We start from the raw sequence: 20,515 nt of genomic DNA on the forward strand, positions 1-20,515 counted from the left end.
GTCATACGAATGCTGTCAAGGCGCTCGGAGCGGTAGACTCAGCGATCGTCCACACCGGTGAGGGGGCCATATGGCGAAGAGCGGTCGAAGCGGCGTCGAGGATCCGTCGGCCCTGAAACCCTGGCCCAAGCGCCCGGCGCGGCTGGCCCATGCGGTGGTGGAGTCCCTCACCGACAGCATTATCTCGGGTGCCATTCCATCGGGCTCCACCCTGCCGGTCGAACCCGAACTGTGCGAGACGTTCGGCGTCAGCCGCATCACGATCCGCGAGGCGGTCAAGTCGCTGGAGGCCAAGGGGCTGGTTCGGGCCCGGCAGGGTTCCGGCACCACGGTCACCCAGTCCGAGGAGTGGAATCTCCTGGATCCCGTCGTGCTGGCGGCCACCGTGCAGCACGACGACGAACTCGTCGTGCTGGACCAGCTTGTCGGCGTGCGTTCGGCCCTTGAAGCACAGATGGCGGCCCAGGCCGCCGAACTCGCCACCGATGACGATCTCCGGGAGGTGGAACGGCTGCTCGGCCGTCTCGACGAGGAGATCGCCACTCCCGCCCGGTTCGTCGAGACCGATGTGCTCTTCCATGACCGGATCATGCAGGCGTCCCGGAACGGGCTGGGTCGTTCCATCATCCGGACCGTCCACACCCAGGCCCGCAGTACGTTCCTGTACACCGGCACTCCCGACGGCCACGCGTGCGAGCAGGCGAACGCCGAACACCGCCGGATCACCGAGCGGCTGCTGGCCCGCGACCCCCAGGGCGCGGCGCAGGCCATGACGGCCCATATCGAAGCGGCCTGGAGCCGCCGCCGTACCCCGCACCCGGATCTCACCAACTGAGCGCATCCCGCGCCCCGTTCGTGCGCCGGAACCCGCCCCCGAGCCGTCAGGCCGGGGGCGGGTTCCTTTTGCGGTGCGGATCCATTTCTGCCGCACATCTTGACGACATACGTATGACGACTAACGTTACGTCGCCGTATCACCCCCGAAAACACCGCCGGGCTGTATTCCCATGAGGGGAGGACGCCGGCGCGTGCCCTCGTGCACCATCGGAAGGTCCCAGATGCGCCCAACCCGCTTCCGCCCCGCAGTGCGTGACCGGCTCAGACCATGTCTGGCCGCACTCGCGCTCCTCGCCGCCTCTGCCGGAGCTGTCGTCGCGCAAGCCGTGCCTGCGTCCGCCGCCACTGCCGCGACACTCCATGTGTCCCCCAACGGCACCGGCACCGCCTGCTCGACCAGCCAGCCGTGCTCCCTCACCCAGGCCAAGACCAACGTCCGGGCCATGAACAGTTCCATGACGGGCGACATCGTCGTGGAGGTCGCCGACGGCACGTACCGGCTGACGAACCCCCTCACCTTCACCGCGGCGGACTCCGGCACCGGCGGTAACTCGGTGATCTGGAAGGCCGCGCTGGGCGCCCGTCCGGTCATCACCGGCGCGCAGAAGGCCACGGGCTGGACGCTGCACGACTCGGCGAAGAACATCTGGCAGGCCAACGTCGGGACCGGGTTCGACACCCGGCAGCTGTACGTCGACGGCGTCCTGGCGACCAGGGCCCGCTCCTCGATCAACCGCGCCGACCTGACCGCGACCACCACCGGCTACACCTTCACCAACACCGCGCTGAACTACCTCAACAGCCTGGCCGCCGCGAGCCGCACCGAGATCCACGGCATCGGATCCTTCACCGACCGCTACGCCCCGGTGTCCGGCATCAGCAACGGCACCATCACCATGAACCAGCCGTCCTGGGACGACAACACCTTCGGCTACGACACCCTGACCAAACCCTTCCGGTCCGCACCGCTCTACATCGAGAACGCCTACGAACTCCTCGACACGGGCGGCGAGTGGTACCTCGACACGAGCTCCGGCACCCTGTACTACAAGCCGCTCGCCGGGCAGAACATGAGCACCGCGGACGTCGAGGTGCCGAAGCTGCAGTCGCTCGTCGACGTCGGGGGAAGCTACGCCTCTCCCGCCACCCACATCGCGTTCTCGGGTCTGAAGTTCTCGGGCACCAGCTGGCTGGGCCCCAGCACTGACGGCTACGCCAGCCAGCAGACCGGCGCGTACCTCAAAGGTACCTGGGACCGTCCCTCCGACGCGCTGACCTCCTGCCAGAGCGGCTGCCCGCTCTTCGAGGCGACCCGCCCCCACTGGGACCAGATGCCGGCCGCCGTCCAGGTCTCGGCCGCCGACCACATCACCTTCACCGGCAACCGGTTCACCCAGCTCGGGCAGGTGGGCCTCGGCATCGGCCAGGACGCCAACGCCCACGCCACCGGTGTCGGCCTCGGTGCCGACACCGTCACCGCCACCGGCAACGTCTTCACCCAGGACGCCGGCGGAGGCATCGTCGTCGGCGGGCTCCAGGCGGACGCGCATCACCCCAGTGACAGCCGGATGACCAACAAGAACATCACCCTGAGCAACAACGTCATTCACGACGTGGCGATCGACTACCGGGACATGTCGGCCATCCTGGCCACCTACGTCAACGGCGCCACGGTGTCGCACAACGAGGTGTACAACCTGCCCTACTCGGGGCTGACCATCGGTTACGGCTGGGGCGTCAACGACCCGGGCGGCAGCCAGGACTACGTGAACCGCGGCCTGTACGACTACCAGCCCGTCTACACGACCCCCACCACCGCCGCGAACAACCACATCACCGACAACTACATCCACGACATCATGCAGCAGATGAACGACGGCGGCTGCATGTACACCCTGTCGGCGTCGCCCGGCAGCACCTTCGAACGCAACTACTGCCACAGCAACAACAACTACCACGGCTTCTACCACGACGAGGGGTCCAGGAACTTCACGGACACCAACAACGTCTTCCGTAACGTGGGCCGGTGGGCCAACCAGAACGGCAATTCCACCAACAACACCGGTGCCCTCACCCTCCAGGACAACTGGTCGACCACGTCCTCGACCAACGTCTTCAACGGTGGCCGCGGTGATGTGGTGAGCGGCACGGTGGTCGTCTCCGACGGCAACTGGCCCTCCGGCGCCCGCACAGTCATGGACAACGCGGGCATCCAGCCCCAGTACCGGCCCCTGACCACCGACCCTGTCACGGCCCCCTACAGCGGCTATTCCTCCACTCCCGGCCTGACCGGCCAGAGCGGCAGCCGCTTCACCGTCACCGACGCGGGAGCCGACATCTGGGGTGCGGGCGGACAGCACGACGACGCCTACGGCACCGCCTACCTGGCGCACTCCGCTGCCGCCGGCACCTCGGTGACCGCGCGCGTCGACAACATCGACAACACCAACGCCTGGGCCAAGGCGGGCGTCGTCCTGCGCAACAGCCTCACCGGCAACGGCTCCTCGCCCGGCTACGCGGTCGCCACGGCGACCCCCAGCCACGGCGTGTGCTTCCAGTGGGACTCCACCGCGGACGGCTACCTGGACCAGATGTCGTGTACCTCCTCGACGGTCAAGGCGCCGGTGTGGGTGCGTCTCACCCGCACGGCCACCCAGGTGTCCGCCTTCTACTCCACCGACGGATCCAGCTTCACGCAGATCGGCTCGGCGGTCACCCTGCCGTCCATGGCCGCCACCCAGGACGCCGGTGTCATCCACAGCGCCCACAGCACCACCGTCGGTAGCGCGGCCTTCAGTAACCTGCGGATCGTCACCTCGCCCTTCAAGGCCTACGGCTCCATCCCGGCCGCGGTGGGCCAGAGCCAGGGAGTGACCTCCCTGACCAACGCGGGCATCGACACATGGGCCACGAGCGCGCTACACGACGACGACTACTCCGCGGCCTACCAGTCCGCCGCGGCGGGAACGTCGTCGACCGTCACCGTCCATGTCGACAGCCAGGACAACACCAATGTCTGGGGCAAGGCCGGCCTGATGCTGCGCAACGACATCACCGGCACCGGCTCCTCCACCGGATACCTCGTCCTCGCCGCCACGCCGGGCCAGGGCGTCACGATGTCGTGGGACTCCAACAGTGACGGCTACCTCGACTCCAACACCACCAAGACCGGCAGCACCGCCATCGCCCCGGTCTGGCTCCGCCTGGTCAGGAGCGGCGACTCGGTCACCGGCTCCTACTCCGCCAACGGCACCACCTGGACCACGGTGGGCACCGCGACGCTGACCGGTGCCCACAGCACCGAGGACGCGGGGGTGTTCTTCACGGCTCACGGCGGAGCACCCGGCACCGCGAAGTTCAGCCAGTTCTCCGTGAGCTGACGAAGCGGATCTGAGTGACCGTTGGCGGATCCCGCAACCGGCCCCGCGTGGTGGTGCCGCATCACCATCACGCGGGGCACCGCCGCGCTGCGATCAGTTCCTCCGAGGGCTGCCCGTGCCGGGCAGGCTCCCACGCCGCGTCCCTGACGGAAGCTCGCACCGCTCCTGTCGCTGCGAAGTCACCCCCCGATCCGCGAGGTTGTGCCGCTCACCGACGCTCCTGTGCCCTCGGAACGCTCAAGGGCCGGACGCTGAAGATCCACGTCAACCGCACTGACAACACCCCCGGAGCCGCCACATGAACGCCTTCCCTACCGTCCGCACCAGCAGGAGGGGGAAACGTTGAAACCCGTCACTTCCACCACCCGCACCGTGTCAGCAGCGCTGGCGACGGCTCTCTCCGCGCTGCTGCTGGCATCCCTTACGACGCCGACCCCGGCCTCGGCCGCGACCCAGGCGACCTACTACGTCGCCCCCAACGGCGACGACGCCAACGCCGGGACGATCACCGCGCCGTTCAAGACCCTGCAGCACGCACGAGACGTCGTGCGCACGGTGAACAACAACATGACCGGGGACATCAACGTCTATCTCCGGGGCGGCAACTACCCGGTGAGCAGCACCATCAACTTCACGTCGGCCGACTCCGGGACGAACGGCCACCATGTCGTCTACGCCGCCTACCAGAACGAGAAGCCGGTCCTGGACGGAGGCGTTCAGGTGACCGGCTGGACCCAGCACAGCGGGAACATCTGGAAAGCCACGCTCAACCGCGACAACAAGCTCCGCGCGCTCTACGTCAACGGCAAGCGCGCCCAGATGGCCTCCAAGACGATCAACTCGGCCGGATGCTACGGGACCTACACCGTCACAGCCGGCCAGGCTCCCTGGGCCTGGGAGTCGGGGTCGCAGTGCGACGGATCCAAGTACAGCCTCTCGGACCTGCCCGCCGTCGCCGCCAACCAGGACGACGTCGAGATCAAGTCGGCGACGACCTGGACCACGGCCATCGTGGGGGTCCGTCAGATCACCACGAGCTCGGACGGTGCCAACCGCGTGGCCCTGTTCCAGCAGCCGGGCGCGGCCATCGCCCAGGCAGCGGCGTACGGCCCGTTCAAGGCCGGCGGCAGTCATACGTTCATGAACGCGTACGAGTTCCTGGACAAGCCGGGCGAATTCTACTTCGACAAGACGAATCACGCGCTGTACTACTACAAGTCCAGCTCCGAGGACATGACCACGGCGAAGGTCTTCGCGCCGAAAAGCGTGTCCACTCTCCTCAAGATCGCCGGTACCTCCAGGACCGACCACGCGCGGAACATCACGTTCTCCGGGCTCACGGTCGAGCACTCCGACTGGAACCTGGTCAACGTCGCGGGCTCCGTCTTCCGGCAGAGCCAGCAGGGCAACACCATCTCGACCGTGTACGCGAGGAAGAACTTCCACGCGTACACCTACCGCAACGTCGACCTGCCGCCGGGGATCATCCAGATCGAGAACGCCGACAGGATCGTCCTGCAGCGCAACACGGTCCAGCACATCGGCGCCGACGGGATCACCCTGGCCAACGACGTGACGGACACACAGTTGACCGGCAACGTCACGAATGACATCGCCGGGTCCGCCATCACCGTGGGACACCCGCAGCACGTGTACATCGGGGACTACACGTCGACCAACCACGAGAAGTACCCGGTGAACGTCGAGGGAGTCTGCAAGAACATATCGATCACGGACAACTACCTCTACGACAGCGCGGTGTTGTTCGAGGCGTCCAGCCCGGTGTCGGCGTACTTCGCCGATTCCCTTTCCGTGCAGCACAACCGGATCGAGAAGTCCCCGTGGGCGGGCATCACGCTCGGCTGGGGGTGGTGGAACTTCGACGGCTCGACGAACTCCATCAATCCCGGGAACCCGACCACCACGGCGAAGAACAACACCATCAAGTACAACCAGATCCTCGACACGATGCAGGTGCTCGACGACTCCGCTCCCATCTACACGCTGGGCAACCAGCCGGGCACCGAGATCAGCGACAACTACATCCAGGGCGTTCCGGCCGGCAAGAAGTACGGACTCCACCCCGATGAAGGCTCCGCCTACCTCAACTTCCACGACAACGTGCTCGCCGTCGACAAGGACGTGACGTCCACCATCCACTCCGGCACGTGGGGCCGCCAGCACGACCTGAACATCACCAACACCTACGGCACCGTCAACAAGATCTGGGACAAGAGCGTCCCGAACAGCACCATCCAGGACGTGCGCGCGTACGCGGACGATGTGTGGCCGTCGCAGGCCTACAGCATCGCCGTGAACGCGGGTCTGGAGGACGCCTACAAGGACATCGTCCCGTCCAGCGATCTGGCGCTTCAGGACTACGTGCTGCCCGCCAGCACGTTCACCGGCAAGGGCGTGACGACCATTCCGGTGCGAAGCCCCGGAGACGGGACCAAGACCCTCTGGCTGGCTCCCTCCGGTACGACGACGTTCGCCGCCGGTCCCACCAAGACCAGCGCGAGCGGCACCTCGACGAGCATCAGCGTCCCGCAGACGGCGGGCGACTACCGCCTCTACGTCGTGGACGCCCAGGGGAACGCGTCCGCCGCGTCGAAGGCGCTTGTGCGGCAGCGCTGGAACCACGTCGACGACAAGGCGGCCGGCGTGACCTACTCCGGCACGTGGTCGAACTGGAACGACACGAAGGACCTGAACGGGTCCGAGAAGTACACGGGCACCGCGGGCAACTACGCCGAGTACGCGTTCACCGGCTCCGGCGTCCGGTACCTCAGCATGAAGCAGCCGAACATGGGCAAGGTCGACGTCTACCTCGACGGCACCCTCGCCCAGGCGGGCATCGACGCCTACGCCTCGACAGTGACGAAGCAGGTGCCCCTGTTCGAGAAGACGGACCTCGCCGCGGGCCCCCACACCATCAAGGTCGTGTGCACCGGCACGAAGAACGCTTCCTCGTCCAACACCGTCTGCGCGCTGGACGCGTTCGCCTCCATCGCGTTCCCCTCCACGAACGCCAACTACAAGTTGCTCAACAAGAACAGCGCCAAGGCGATCGATGTCTCAGGTGCGTCGATGACCGCCGGAGCCAACATCCTCCAGTGGAACGACACCGGAGCCGTGAACCAGAACTGGCGCTTCGTCCCGGTGGGTGACGGCAGCTACGAGATCGTCAGCCGGAACAGCGCTCTGCTCATGGACGTCAGCGGTGCCACCACCGCGGACGGCGCGTCCATCGTCCAGGCGACCGACAACAATGCCGCCAGCCAGCACTGGACCCTCGTCGCCACCGGAAACGGCTACTACAAGATCAAGAATGTGAACAGCGGCAAGCTGCTCGCGGTGTCCGGCTCGTCCACGACAGCAGGCGCCCAGCTCGTACAGACGACGGACACGAACGCCGCAAGCCAGCTGTGGCAAGCGGTCAACGTGGACTGACTCCCCCCAAGGACGGATATCGTGGACATCACCAGACGACAGCTCGGCCGGCTCGCGGTCGTGGGCGCCGGAGGGCTCCTGCTGCCGGGTCTGCTGCCGGCCGGCCAGGCGGCGGCAGCCGTACCTCCCGCGGGCACGTGGGGCGACCAGGGCGACGGCACCTACGCCAACCCCGTCCTCCCGGGCGACTTCAGCGACTGGGACTGCATACGGGTCGGCAACGACTACTACGGCATCACCAGCACGTTCGGGTACTCGCCCGGCGTGGCCGTGCTGCACTCGAAGGACCTGGTCAACTGGCGGACTCTCGGCGGCGCGGTCGACGATCTCACCAGCATCGGACCACTGCTGAACTGGGACCGGATGAACCGTTTCGGCCGTGGTGTGTGGGCCGGGGCCATCCGCTTCCACGCGGGCCGTTACTGGGTGTACTTCAACACCCCCGACGAGGGCTTCTTCATGACGTCGGCCCCCTCGCCGTCCGGGCCGTGGGATCCGCTGACGGCGGTGTGGCGGACCTCCGGCTGGGACGACCCGTGCCCGTTCTGGGACGACGACGGACAGGGCTACCTGGTCACCACGCACTACGCGGACAGCTACAAGATCAACCTGTTCAAGCTCTCCGAGGACGGGAAGTCGCTGGTCGGCTCGCCCACGGTGATCCACCAGTCGCCGGGCAGCGAGGCCAACAAGCTGTACAAGATCAACGGCCTCTACTACCACCTGTACAGCGAGGTGAAGTCCGAGGGCCGGGTGCTGATGATGAACCGCAGCTCCAGCCTCTACGGCCCCTACGAGACCAAACAGCTCGAACACGTCAACGCCTCGGTGGACCGCGAACCCAACCAGGGCGGACTGGTGCAGGCCCCCGACGGCACCTGGTACTTCGTCACCCACCACGGCCACGGCGACTGGGAGGGACGACCGCTGTCCCTGCTGCCGGTGACCTGGGTGGACGGCTGGCCGATCCTGGGCCAGGTGGGCGCGGACGGCATCGGCAACATGGTGTGGACGGGCCAGGTCCCCGCCGGCGGCACGCCCGGTCTGCCGGTCGACGCGCTGCCCGCCGTGGTGACCAGCGACCTGTTCACCGACACCCGCATCAAGCCGCAGTGGGAGTGGTACTACCAGCCGCGCGCGGACCACTGGTCGCTGACCGAACGCCCCGGCTACCTGCGGCTGAAGGCGTTCGCACCGCTGGTGGCCGACAACCTGACCAAGGTGGGCAACACCCTCACCCAACGGGTGCTGCGCACGGCGGGCGGCGCGACGGTGACCGTCCGCCTCGAACTGGCCGGCCTCGCCGACGGGCAGCACGCCGGGCTGTGCCACTACGCGGCCACCTACGCCGGGTTGAGCGTCCGGCGCTCCGGGACCACCACCACGATCGAGTCCAACGCCGGCGGCACCCTGACCAACGGTCCCGTGGTCACGCAGAACGCCGTATGGCTGCGCACCACCTGGGACGTGAACGGCGTCAGCCAGTTCTCCTACAGCCTCGACGGGACCACCTTCACCTCCTTCGGCGCCACCTACCAGCTCACCTGGGGCGGATACCGCGGCGACCGGATAGGCCTGTACACCTACAACCCGGGCGGCACCGGCTACGTCGACTTCGACTCCGTGCAGTACACCATCGCCCCCACCAGGGCCTACAAATGCGTCGGCGTGCGCAGCGGCAAGGTCGCCGACGTCTCCGGTGGGTCGACCGCGGACGGCGCCGGCCTGATCCAGTGGCGCGACACCGGCGCAGCGAACCAGCACTGGACCTTCCAGTCCACAGCGGACGGCTACCACACCATCACCTGCGTCCGCAGCGGCAAAGTCCTCGACGTATCAGGCTCCTCGACCGCGGACGGCGCGCGGATCGTACAGACGACCGCCGACGGCCGCACCAGCCAGCAATGGCAACTGCGCCCGCTGACCGGTGGCGCGTTCGTCGTGGTCAACCGCAACAGCGGCAAGGTCCTCGACGTCAGCGGAGGCAGCACGGCCGACGGCGCCGCGCTGATCCAGTACACCGACAAGGGCAGCACCAACCAGCAATGGACCTTCCAACGCGTCACCGGATAGGGACCCGGACAGCAAGCGGTGAGGCCGGAAAGCGATCGCTTTCCGGCCTCACCGCGTACCGCCCGGCGTCACCCGGTCACTGGATCGTCCAGGCCTGGTTGGACTGGTTCAGGGGATCGCGCCGTACCGCCCCCACTCTCACTTTGAACGACGGCAGCAGCGGGCACTGACTCAAGGTCGGCCTCGGCTCGATCCGCTCGCTGAGCACTGCTGGATGTCAGCAACGCCTCGACCACCGAAGCGCCGTGGTCATCGAGTGGCCGGTCGCCGGTGGCGCCGATCAGGACCGGCAACTCGTCACCCTGTGACAGCCCCTCCGGCATATGCCGGCACAACGGTCAGCCGAACAGGCGTCGCTGCTTTCGCGCCCACGCCGGGCAGTTCCCGTACGGGCCGGGGCCGCAGGAACGCGGCGATCGCCTCGGGGAGTCGTCGATGACGGTGCGTCGGCCTGGCGAGGTGAGGGCGCAGGCCATGGTGGCGAGCATCCGGTTGCCCGCGCACCCCGCAGAACTGTGCAGGCCGAAGTGGGCGAGCGCACGCAACGGGACCACGGTGATGGTGAGTTCGGGGAACGCGTGAGGGGGCTCGGCCGCAGAAATGCCGGCGAGGTCGCCAGCGCACTCCACCTCCTGCGCAACCTCGACGCCGTGACCGCTGGTCTCGCCCTGAACCGGAGCTCCGGCGGTTGCCCTGGCCGGCTCTGGCTTGGTGGCGAAGACCCGCCCGTCGGGGATCTTGGCGGCGCTGCAGCGTTCGCGGTCGTCCGTCGTTCGGCGCCCGGGGTGCGGAAGGTGACCTCCGCGCACCGGGCCCCGCCCGCGGCGAGCGCGTCGGCCAGCGGGCCGGCGCTCGCGGTGGACGGCACGGTCAGCACGGGCAGGAGACGGGCTCCGGCCAGTACGGAGGCCGGGGACGCGCCGCTCATCGGCCGAGCCATCCGCCGTCGACGGGGAGGACGACGCCGTGCACGTAGGCGGCGGCGTCCGAGGCGAGGAACACGGTGGCGCCCGCCAGGTCGTCGGCATCGCCCCAGCGACCGGCCGGGATGCGGTCCAGGATCGCCTTGCTGCGCACCGGGTCGTCCTGCAGGGCCTGGGTGTTGTCGGTGGCGATGTAGCCGGGCGCGAGGGCGTTGACGTTGACACCGCGTGGGGCCCATTCGTTGGCCAGGGCCTTGGTCAGACCGGCGATGCCGTGCTTGGCGGCGGTGTAGCCGGGGACGGTGATGCCGCCCTGGAAGCTGAGCAGCGACGCCGTGAAGATGACCTTCCCCTGGCCGCGGGCGACCATCGCCGCGCCGACCGCCCGGGTCAGCACGAACTGCGCGTTGAGGTTGACCTGGAGTACCAACTCCCAGTCGGTGTCGGTGTGTTCAGCGGCCGGAGCTCGGCGGATGGTGCCCGCGTTGTTGACCAGGATGTCCACCGGCCGCTCGCGCCCGGCGAGGTCCGCGCCCAGGGCCCGTACCGCCTCGGGGTCGGCGAAGTCGGTGCGGATGGCCTCGAAGGTACGGCCGGCGGCGAGGACGTCCTTCTCCACCGCGCTGCCGGACTCCTCCAGCGAGGCGCTGACGCCGATGACGTCCGCCCCGGCCACGGCGAGCGCGCGGGCCATGGCCCGGCCGATGCCGCGGCGGGCGCCGGTGACGACGGCGAGCTTCCCGGTAAGGTCGAAGGCGGTCATACGGCCACTCCCCGGGCGTCGTCGGTGCAGTCCACGAGGATCTTCATCACGTCGCCGCCGCCCTCCAGTGCCTCGAAGGCGGCGGGTGCCTGCGTGAGCGGCACGACCTTGCTGATCAGCCGCTCGGCCGGGATGGTCCCGTCGGCCACCAGAGTCACCGCCTTCTCGAAGTCGGAGCGGTCGTACAACCGGGCGCCGATGAGGGTGAGTTCGCGCCAGAAGAAGGGGTGCAGGTTGACCTCGCGGGGGCGGGGGTGGATGGCCACGAGGCAGAGGCGGCCGCGTACGCCGAGCACGTCGACAGCGGTGTCCACGCCGCCTTGCGCGCCGGAGACCTCGAAGGCGACGTCCGCGCCCGCGTCCCAGGTCCACGCGCCGACCAGCGCCGGCACGTCGTCGTCGGCCGGGTTCCACGCCGTCAGGCCCAGCTCCTCGGCGAGCAGGCGCCGGTGGGCGCTCAGCTCCACCACCCGGACCTCGGCGCCCGCGGAGCGCGCGACGAGCGCGATGAGGATGCCGACTGGGCCGCCGCCGACCACGACGACCTTCTCACCCTCGCGCACCGCGGCCCGGCCCACGTCGTGCACGGCGACCGCCGTCGGCTCGACGAGCGCGGCCCGGTCCAGGGCGAGGGTGTCGGGCAGCCGGATGAGTGTCGAGGCGGGTACGGTCCAGCGCTGCTGCATCGCGCCCGGCGAGTCGATGCCGATGAAGTCCAGGTGCTGGCAGACGTGTTGGTGCCCGGAGCGGCAGGCCGGGCAGGTGTCGTCCCAGCGCAGTGGCATCACGGTGACCGCGTCGCCGGGTGCCCAGTCCTCGACGTCCGGGCCCACCCGGACCACCCGTCCGGACATCTCGTGACCGAGGACGGCGGGCGTGCGGACCCGGGCGTCCATGTCGCCGTGGAAGATGTGCAGATCGGTGCCGCAGATGCCGACATAGGCGGGGGCCAGCTCCACCTCGCCGGGACCGGGCGGCGCACTGAGTGCGGGAGCCGTGTCCAGGGTGCGGGCGGACGTGTAACGGACGGCGAGTGTCATTGTGTCGTCAGGGTCCCTTCAGCGCGGACGCCGATGGTCAGCAGAGGCGGATGCATGTCCCGCGCGGGTTCGTCGGCGTGCGCGACGGGTGCGCACGCCGGGGTGGGCGTGAGGGTCAGATGGTGTGCGTGGCGCTGTCCGCCGCGACGTCGGCTTCCTCTGACACGGAGGGGAGACGGTAGAAGGCGGTCGCGGTGCCGGCGAGGACCGCGTGGATCTCGGTGGCGGAACAGCCGTCGAGCAGTTCGTCGACGGTGGCGGCCCAGCGGTTCCAGCCGCCCGCGAGGTTCGCGACCGGCCAGTCGGAGCCGAACATCAGGCGGTCGGGGCCGAAGGCGGAGACCAGTACGTCCCAGGCGGGGCGGATGTCGGCGGTGGTCCAGTGGCGTGGTCGGCCTCGGTGATCAGCCCCGACACCTTGCACACCACCTGCGGGTGTGCGGCCCGCCGTCGGATCCCCCGTTCCCAGCCCTCGATGTCCTGTCGGGCGAGGTCCGGCTTGCCCACGTGGCTGAGGACCTGGGGCAGGTCGGGGAAGCGTTCCGCTAGGCGGATCGCCTGATTCAGCTGATGGTCGCGCACCAGCACGTCGTAGCGCAGCCCGCGATCCCGCACCGCACGCAACCCGCGTTCCACATCGTCCTGTGCCGGAGTACGGTCGGCGGAGCTGTAGGGCATGGGGGATCTCCGTTCGGGTGGGCGGCGGGACAGCGCGCGCCAGGGAGGACGGCCGGGACGGGCCGCTATTCCTTGGTGGCGCCGGCGAGCATCCCGCTGACCAGGAAGCGCTGGGCGAACAGGAAGACGACCAGCACCGGGGTGATGGCCACGAGCGTCGCCAGAGCCAGCTGCGGGCGCTGGACCGCCAGGTCACCGACCGCCGGGTTGAACGACGGCACGCTGCTGAGCAGGGTTGCGACCCCCACCTGGATGGGCATCTGGCTGCTCTCGGGGAGCATCACGTACGGCAGGAAGTAGTTGGTCCAGTTGGCGACGAAGCTGAAGAAGCCCACGAGTGCGATGACCGGGGTCGCCAGCGGCAGCGCGATGTGCCAGAAGACGCCGACCTCCGAGCAGCCGTCCATCCGTGCCGCCGCCAGCAGGTCCTTCGGTACGGCGGTGGTGAAGTAGATGTACGTCAGGTACACGCCGAACGGGTAGAACGAGTACGGCAGGATGATCGACCACATCGTGCCGATCAGGCCCACCGCGTTGATCTCCAGGAACAGCGGCACCACCAGGGTGGCGGTCGGCATGAGCATCACGACGAGGGTCGCGACCAGCAGGGTATGCCGGCCGCGGAACTCGGTCATGGCCAGCGCGTATCCCGCGGGCACGGCGACAGCGAGCGTGATGACCAGCGAGATCAGCGCGTACAACGTCGAGTTGCCGAGCCACTGCAGGACGGCGTTGTCCTGGAACGCGGTGAGGGCGTGCCAGTTGGCCTTGAGCGCGTGGAAGGAGCCGAAGGACAGCGGGTTGCCGTGGACGAGTTGCTGGTCGGTCTTGGTCGCCGCGAGGGCCAGCCAGAGCACCGGCAGTACGAAGAACACCGCGAACACGGCCAGTACGGTGCCGGTCAGCAGCCGGGATGCCACGCGCCGCTGGGGACGAGGGCGCCGCTCCGGAGCCCGGTGGTGCCAGTGGCTCATGACGCGTGATGCCCCTTTCGTACGTGGCGTGGCGGCGATCGGGAGGGCAGAGGACTTAGTCGGCATCGAAGAACCCCGACCGTGCGACGAAGACGGCGGCGGCCGACACACTGACGACCAGGAGCTCCACCGAGACCGCGGCGGCCCCGTTGATGTTGTTCATCTGGAAGGCGAAGTCGTAGGTGAGCTGGTTGAGCGAGTAGTCGCGGCCGGCCACGCCCACACTGGCCAGGGACAGCAGCTGCGGCTCCACGAACAGCTGGGCGCCGCCCGCGAACGCCAGGATCACCATGTACACGATCCACTTGCGGAGCATCGGGATCTGCACCTGCCAGGCGGTCTGCCAGGCGCCCGCGCCATCGATGCGCGCGGCTTCCATCACGTCCGTGGGGATGTTGTTGAGCGCGCCGTACATGACGACGATCCAGCCGCCCGCGCCGGTCCAGAACGCGATGATCGTGAACAGCACGGGCAGGTTGCCGGGCGCGATCACCTCGCCGAAGGTGTGGAATCCCAGCCCGCCCAGGAGTGAACTGACCGGGCTCACCGTCGGGTCGAGCATGAACAGCCACACCAGCACGCTCGCGGCGCCGGCGAGCGCTCCGGGTATGTAGTAGAGGAAACGCAGCGTCTTGCTCGCCGGACCCGAGCCCAGGCGGTGCAGCAGCAGGGCCAGGGCCACCACGAACACCACCAGGGACAGCAGCCAGAAGGCGAGGTAGACCGCGACATGGCTCACGGCGTCCAGGAAGCGGAAGTCCTGTGCCGAGGTCACGAAGTTGGCGAAGCCGGTGACCCTGCCCCCGGCGTCGGTGAAGGCGAAGTAGACGGCGTACGCGGTGGGAAGGACGCCGAAGGCGATCAGCAGGACCACGTAGGCGGCGACGAAGGCCATGCCGGCCCGGCTCTGCCGACCGGCGCCGCGACGGCGCCGGGTGGCAGAGCGGGCCGGGGAGTGGGTGAGGGTCACTGGGAGACCTTGTATCCGTTCGACTTGGCGTACTTGACGACGGAGTCCTGCCAGGCCGGCAGCATCGAGACGACGCTCTTGCCCTGCGTCAGACCGGGCTTGACGGTGGCCGCCCAGATCGCCTCCTGGCTGAACTGGCCCGAGCCCCAGCCGTTCCAGACCTGGGAGGACGCTTCCTTGAGGGCGCTGAGGTCGCCGTCGAAGTAGCCGGCCGCGTCCTGCCCCTTCAGCCACGCCTCAGCCGCCGGCGCGTACGCGGGGAAGCCCGGCGCCTTCTCACCCTGGTAGGCGTTGTCGGTGGTGACCCACTTCAGGAAGTCGGTGGCGGCCTTGACGTGCGCGGAGTGCTTGGACAGCAGCCAGGTGCCGCCGCCGACGTTGCCGGTGGACGGCGAGGTCTCGCCCTGCCACTGCGGGATGGGCGCGGCCGCGATCTGCTTGGCCGGCGTCTTGAAGGTGCCCTCGAACAACGCGCCGCCGTACCAGGCCGGACCCGGCATGAGCAGGACCTTGTCGGCCTTGTTCTTGCCGAAGTCGGTGCTGAAGACCCCGCTGGTGGACATGGACTTGTTCTTGATCAGCACGTCCATGAGCGTGGCCATCTTGGTGCAGGCCTCGCTGGAGGTGTTCACCGACACCGCCTTGGGGCCGGTGATGTGGTTGGCGCCGCACTTGCTCGCCCACAGGTAGATCTCGGGCGTGAAGGAGTCGCCGGCGTCACCCACGAGGTAGCCGGGGTGCTCCTTGGCCACCTTCTCGCCGACCTTCTGGTACTCCTCCCACGTCGTGGGCACCGAGTAGCCGAACTTCTTCAGCAGCGGCGCGTTGTACCACAGCACCGCCTGGGAGAGGTCGTTGCGCAGACAGTAGAGGGTGCCGCCCACCGTGCAGACGTCGTTGGCGCCGGCGGCGAAGTCGGTCAGGGTCGCGGTGGGGATCAGGCCCTTGTTCAGCGGCGCCGCGAAGCCCGCGTCGACCGCCCAGGACGCCTCGTTGTTCTGCGAGCTGAACACGACGTCCGGCCAGCCCTTGCCGGTGCGGTTGAACAGCTGAACCTTCGTCTGGAGATAGTTCGAGCCGTTGGCGTCACCGTCGTAGCTGACGATGTTCAGCTTCACGCCCGGGTGCTGCTTCTGGTACAGCTTCGCGGCCTCCATACGCGTCGCGTCCACCCAGACGGTCAACGCCCCGTCCTTCTGCGCCGCCTGAGCGAAACCGTCCTTGGCCGTCGTACCGGCGCCGCTGCCGCCACCACAGGCCGTCACGGTCAGCAACGCCGTGGCCGCGCAACCAGCCAGCAGCGCCGCACGCTTCGTGCTGATCACTCTCTTCGAGCTGGACGCAGGCTTGTTGACCGTCATGAGTGACTCCACTGGTTCGCAGGTGCCCCGAGCAGTTCGGGGGTGCTTGGGCGGGCCGACGCCGGGCCGTCCCGGGCGGACGTCGGATCCTGAGGGGTGCATTTCGTGTAACATAAGTCGTCATACGAATGCCGTCAAGGTGTTGGCGAGTAGAGTCGCCCACCGCCCACTGCAAAGCAAGGGGGGCCCATGGTCAAGAACGCCAGCGGCACGGCCGAGGAACCGCCGACCCTCGAGCCCTGGCCCAAGCGCCCGGCCCGCCTGGCCCATGCCGTCGTGGAGTCCCTCACCGACACCATCGTCTCGGGCGCCCTCCCGCGGGCTCGACCCTGCCGGTCGAACCCGAACTGTGCGAGACGTTCGGTGTCAGCCGCATCACCGTCCGTGAGGCCGTCAAGTCCCTGGAGGCCAAGGGTCTGGTCCGCGCCCGGCAGGGCTCCGGCACCACGGTCACCCAGCCCAGCGGGAGGAAGACCAGGGACAGGACTATGGCGAGCACGGTTGTCATGCGGTGGCCCTGCCTTCGCGGCGCTCGGCGCCCAGACGCGCGTAGTAGTCGATGAGGTCGGGGCTGTCCACGGTGGCGGGGTTGACGACCTGCTCGACCGGGGCGCCCTGGAGCAGCCGCTTGATCGGGACCTCCAGCTTCTTGCCGGTGCGGGTGTGCGGGATACCCGGCGCTTCGAGGACTTCGTCGGGGACGTGGCGCGGTGAGGCGCCCGTACGAACGGCGCCGCGGATCTTCTCGCGCAGGGTGTCGTCCAGGGTCACCCCCGCCGCCGGGACCACGAACAGCGGCATCCAGTAGCCGCCGTCCGGCTCCTCCGCACCGATGACCAGGGCCTCGGCGATCTCGGGGAGACGTTCGACGACGTCGTGGATGTCGGCGCTGCCCAGGCGGACACCGTTGCGGTTCAGCGTCGAGTCGGAGCGGCCGTGGACGATCACCGAGCCGTGTCCCGTGACCGTGATCCAGTCGCCGTGTCGCCACACGCCGGGGTAGGAGGAGAAGTAGGCGTTCCGGTAGCGGCTGCCGTCGGGGTCGTTCCAGAAGGACAGCGGCATCGACGGCATCGGGCGAGTCACCACCAGTTCGCCGACCTGGTCGATGATCGGGAACCCTTCGCTGTCGTACGCAGCCAGTGCCACGCCCAGGTGGGGGGCGGACAACTCGCCTGCCCAGACCGGGGTGTTGGGGGCGCTGCCCGCGAAGCCGGAGACGATGTCGGTGCCGCCGCTGATGGAGGCAAGCAGGACGTGGTCGCCGACGTGTTCGCGGACCCAGGGGTAGGCGGAGGCGGGCAGGGCCGAGCCGGTGCAGCCGACGACCCGGATCGACGACAGGTCGTGGACGGACGGGTCGATGCCGAACTTGGCCATGCCCAGCAGGTATTGGGGGCTGGTGCCGAAGACGGTCACGCGGTGGCGGGCGGCCAGCTCCCAGAGGATGTCGGGCTTGGCGAAGGGGGCGGGGCTGCCGTCGTAGGTGCAGGTCGTGGCTCCGGTCAGGAGGCTGGAGACGACGAGGTTCCACATCATCCAGTGGGTGGTCGTGTACCAGAGGAGGCGGTCGCCGGGGCCCAAGTCCGAGTGCAGGCCCAGGGTTTTCAGGTGCTCCAGGAGCACGCCGCCGTGGCCGTGGACGATGCCCTTGGGCAGGCCGGTGGTGCCGGAGGAGAACACGACCCACAGCGGATGGTCGAACGGGACCGGGACACAGGCGAGTTCCTCGGTACGGGTGGAGGCATCCTCCCAGGGGACCACCAGCGACGGGTACGCCTGCGACGGCCAGGGCAGGCCCATGTGGTCCACCAGCAGGGTCGCCTTCAACGTGGGGAGGGCGTGGGCGAGTTCGAGGACGGCTTCGCGGCGGTCGTGGGTGGTGCCGTTGAACAGGTAGCCGTCGGCGGCGATCAGCACGGTGGGTTCGAGCTGGGCGAACCGGTCGGCGGCGGCCTTGGCGGCGTAGTCCTGACCGCACACCGACCACACGGCGCCCAGGCTCGCAGCGGCGAGGAACGCGACGATGGCGTGCGGGGTGTTGGGCAGATAGCCGACGACCCGGTCGCCCTTGCCGACGCCGAGGTCGCGCAGGGTGGCGGCCACGGACGCCACCAGGGCACGCAACCGGGCGCCGGTCACCTCGTATCCGGCACCGGTCTCGTCGAGGGCAATGATCGCCACGTCGTCGTCGGCCAGGTTAAGCAGGGCATGGTGGGCGTAATTGAGGGTGGCGCCGGGGAACCAGCGGGCGCCCGGCATCCGCTCCTCGGCCAGCACCTGCTCGTAGGGGGTGTCGGCGTTGATGTCGAAGTACTCCCACACCGCGCCCCAGAAACCCTCCAGGTCGGTGACCGACCACTGATGCAGGGCGGCGTAGTCCTCCGGGTCCATGCCCTGGAGCCGGGCGAAGTCCGCGATCCGGCTGGCGGCCGCCGTCTCCGGATCGGGTGTGAAGAAGGGCGTGCTCATCGCGTCGTACTCCTCAACAGGCTTTTCGGGGCCGTCCGTTCGGAAGGGACAGGGCTTCGTGTGGTGTGCAGGAGGGCTGCCCAGGCGGCGGTCGAGGTGAAATCGCGGCCGCCTGCCGGGACGATGTCCATGACGACCCGGTCGGGCCGTAGCAGGACCGCATCTGCGTGTCCGGCGCGCAGCCAGGCGGCGAGGGTGCCGTCGCCGCCGAGGTCGGTCACCCGGACGGCGTGAACGCCGAGACTGTGGGCAACCGCGGTCAGGGAAGGGCCGGGCTCGGTGGCGGTCAGTACGGCGAAGGAGTCGCCGAGCGCCTCGTCGAGCCGGGTGGGCCGTCCAGCGACGCTCACCCATGGTTGGGGGCAGTGTGTGCCCGCCAGCCTTCGGCGGACACTGCGCCGCACGAGCGGTCCGGCGGTGAGGGGTGGGCTGAGGTCGCGGCCGGCCAGCTCGGTCAGGCCGGGTATGCGGCAGGCGGCGGCCAGGGCTCGGCGGCGGATCGCGGCGGCGCCGTCCTGGCCGCCGGTCATGGCCCAGCCCATGGCGACCGCAAGGCGGACCACATGATGTGCGTGCGGCTTGCGTTCGCTCTCGTAGGTGTCCAGCAGCCGTTCGTGGCCGCCTTGTTGGAGGACGCGGGCGAGTTTCCAGGTGAGGTTGTAGGCGTCCCGCAGCCCCGAGCAGAGGCCCTGTCCGATGAACGGCGGGGTGAGATGGGCGGCGTCGCCGAGCAGGAAGACCCGTCCGCTGCGCCAGCGGTCGGCGACGCGGGCCCGGAAGGTGTACTGCGTCTCGCGGACCACCTCGAAGTCCCCGTCGTACGAGGGCGGCAGCCACGGGGTGACCAGCTCACGGACCGTCTCTTGTCCTTCCCCGAGCCGGAACTCCCAGCGGTAGCGGTTCTCGCTCACGCGCATGAAGGTGGCCGGCCGGGCCGGGTCGCAGATCTGGTCGACGCCTTCCCAGCAGCGGACGGGGCCCGTCGTCTCGGCGTCGATGACCTTCCACCGTTCCTCGAAGCGCAGGTCCTCCCAGGCGCCGCCGATGGCTTCGCGGGTGAGGCTGCCCGCGCCGTCGCAGCCGAGGACCACGTCGGCCCACAGCTCGTGATCGCCGGTGTCGTCGCGGTAGGTGACACGGACGGGGCCGGTGGAGTCCGGGCCGACGCCGGTGACCTCCACGCCACCGCGCAGTTCGCACTCCGGGCGCCGGGCCAGGGCGTCGCGCAGCACGCGTTCCAGTTCGGGCTGGTCGAACATGCTGGACTGCGGATAGCCGTGGTGGCCGTGCTCGGTGCGCCGGAACTCGGCCATCACCCGGTGCCGGGCGTCCAGCAGCCGCAGCCCCTTCGCCGGCCGGGAGATCGCGGCGAACTCCTCACCGACGCCCGCCGCTTGGAGGATCCGGTGGATCTCGTCGTCGCCCGCGACGGCGCGCGGAAGCGGGTAGACGTCCCGGTGGCGTTCGAGGACGACACTGCGGACTCCGCGCCGGGCCAGGAGAAGGGCGGCGGTCACACCCACCGGCCCGGCCCCAACGATCACGACGGGCACACGTGCGGCTTCATCGACGGTCATGTGCGGCTCACCTC

At 68.9% G+C, this 20,515-nt stretch carries 13 protein-coding genes and 2 pseudogenes; 5 read left to right on the forward strand and 10 right to left on the reverse strand.

Translation table 11 applies throughout. The features are described from left to right. Positions 1–70: 70 nt before the first annotated feature. From ACYUED_RS18075 to ACYUED_RS18090, 4 genes are all read left to right on the forward strand, one after another. On the forward strand, positions 71–835 hold the full coding sequence (locus ACYUED_RS18075; protein WP_491293309.1) for a FadR/GntR family transcriptional regulator: 765 nt from the start codon (positions 71–73) through the stop codon (positions 833–835). 223 nt (positions 836–1,058) lie between these two features. Beyond that, a complete protein-coding gene (locus tag ACYUED_RS18080; RefSeq protein ID WP_491293310.1) occupies positions 1,059–4,217 on the forward strand; it encodes a DUF1349 domain-containing protein in 3,159 nt (1,052 codons plus the stop codon). 342 nt (positions 4,218–4,559) lie between these two features. Further along, a complete protein-coding gene (locus tag ACYUED_RS18085) occupies positions 4,560–7,670 on the forward strand; it encodes an RICIN domain-containing protein (protein ID WP_491293311.1) in 3,111 nt (1,036 codons plus the stop codon). 21 nt (positions 7,671–7,691) lie between these two features. After that, positions 7,692–9,743, forward strand: a complete 2,052-nt coding sequence (locus ACYUED_RS18090) for a family 43 glycosylhydrolase (RefSeq protein ID WP_491293312.1) — start codon at positions 7,692–7,694, stop codon at positions 9,741–9,743. Positions 9,744–10,081: 338 nt separating this feature from the next. On the opposite strand, the gene ACYUED_RS18095 is transcribed toward ACYUED_RS18090, so the two are convergent. From ACYUED_RS18095 to ACYUED_RS18130, 8 genes and pseudogenes are all read right to left on the reverse strand, one after another. Further along, complete coding sequence (locus ACYUED_RS18095) at positions 10,082–10,552, reverse strand: hypothetical protein (RefSeq protein WP_491294865.1); 471 nt, start codon at positions 10,550–10,552, stop codon at positions 10,082–10,084. Between the two features lie 23 nt (positions 10,553–10,575). Further along, positions 10,576–10,683, reverse strand: a pseudogene (locus ACYUED_RS18100) (hypothetical protein); the annotation flags it as partial. Next, entirely contained in the window at positions 10,668–11,429 is a 762-nt protein-coding gene (locus ACYUED_RS18105) for an SDR family NAD(P)-dependent oxidoreductase (protein ID WP_491293313.1), read from the reverse strand. The gene ACYUED_RS18105 and the pseudogene ACYUED_RS18100, both read right to left, overlap by 16 nt. Beyond that, complete coding sequence (locus tag ACYUED_RS18110; protein ID WP_491293314.1) at positions 11,426–12,469, reverse strand: zinc-dependent alcohol dehydrogenase; 1,044 nt, start codon at positions 12,467–12,469, stop codon at positions 11,426–11,428. Before ACYUED_RS18110 ends, ACYUED_RS18105 begins: the two co-directional genes overlap by 4 nt. Positions 12,470–12,584: 115 nt before the next feature. Continuing rightward, positions 12,585–13,147 (reverse strand): annotated as a pseudogene (locus ACYUED_RS18115) (amidohydrolase family protein). Between the two features lie 65 nt (positions 13,148–13,212). Further along, the gene (locus ACYUED_RS18120) at positions 13,213–14,121 is read right to left on the reverse strand and encodes a carbohydrate ABC transporter permease (protein WP_491293315.1); all 909 of its coding nucleotides are present in this window, start codon (positions 14,119–14,121) and stop codon (positions 13,213–13,215) included. 55 nt (positions 14,122–14,176) lie between these two features. Next, entirely contained in the window at positions 14,177–15,091 is a 915-nt protein-coding gene (locus tag ACYUED_RS18125) for a carbohydrate ABC transporter permease (RefSeq protein WP_491293316.1), read from the reverse strand. After that, positions 15,088–16,452 carry an ABC transporter substrate-binding protein gene (locus ACYUED_RS18130; RefSeq protein ID WP_491293317.1) on the reverse strand — a complete coding sequence of 455 codons (1,365 nt, stop codon included), beginning with the start codon at positions 16,450–16,452 and terminating at the stop codon, positions 15,088–15,090. Before ACYUED_RS18130 ends, ACYUED_RS18125 begins: the two co-directional genes overlap by 4 nt. A gap of 128 nt (positions 16,453–16,580) precedes the next feature. On the opposite strand from ACYUED_RS18130, the gene ACYUED_RS18135 reads away from it, so the two are divergent. Beyond that, entirely contained in the window at positions 16,581–17,015 is a 435-nt protein-coding gene (locus ACYUED_RS18135) for a FadR/GntR family transcriptional regulator (RefSeq protein ID WP_491293318.1), read from the forward strand. Here ACYUED_RS18135 and ACYUED_RS18140 read toward each other — a convergent pair. After that, on the reverse strand, positions 16,957–18,924 hold the full coding sequence (locus ACYUED_RS18140) for an acetoacetate--CoA ligase (RefSeq protein ID WP_491293319.1): 1,968 nt from the start codon (positions 18,922–18,924) through the stop codon (positions 16,957–16,959). The two genes, ACYUED_RS18135 and ACYUED_RS18140, sit on opposite strands and share 59 nt — an antisense overlap. After that, positions 18,921–20,501, reverse strand: a complete 1,581-nt coding sequence (gene mhpA / locus ACYUED_RS18145) for a bifunctional 3-(3-hydroxy-phenyl)propionate/3-hydroxycinnamic acid hydroxylase MhpA (RefSeq protein WP_491293320.1) — start codon at positions 20,499–20,501, stop codon at positions 18,921–18,923. The genes ACYUED_RS18140 and mhpA overlap by 4 nt, the downstream gene beginning before the upstream one ends. Positions 20,502–20,515 lie beyond the last annotated feature (14 nt).

Source organism: Streptomyces sp. DF42 (assembly GCF_058267695.1).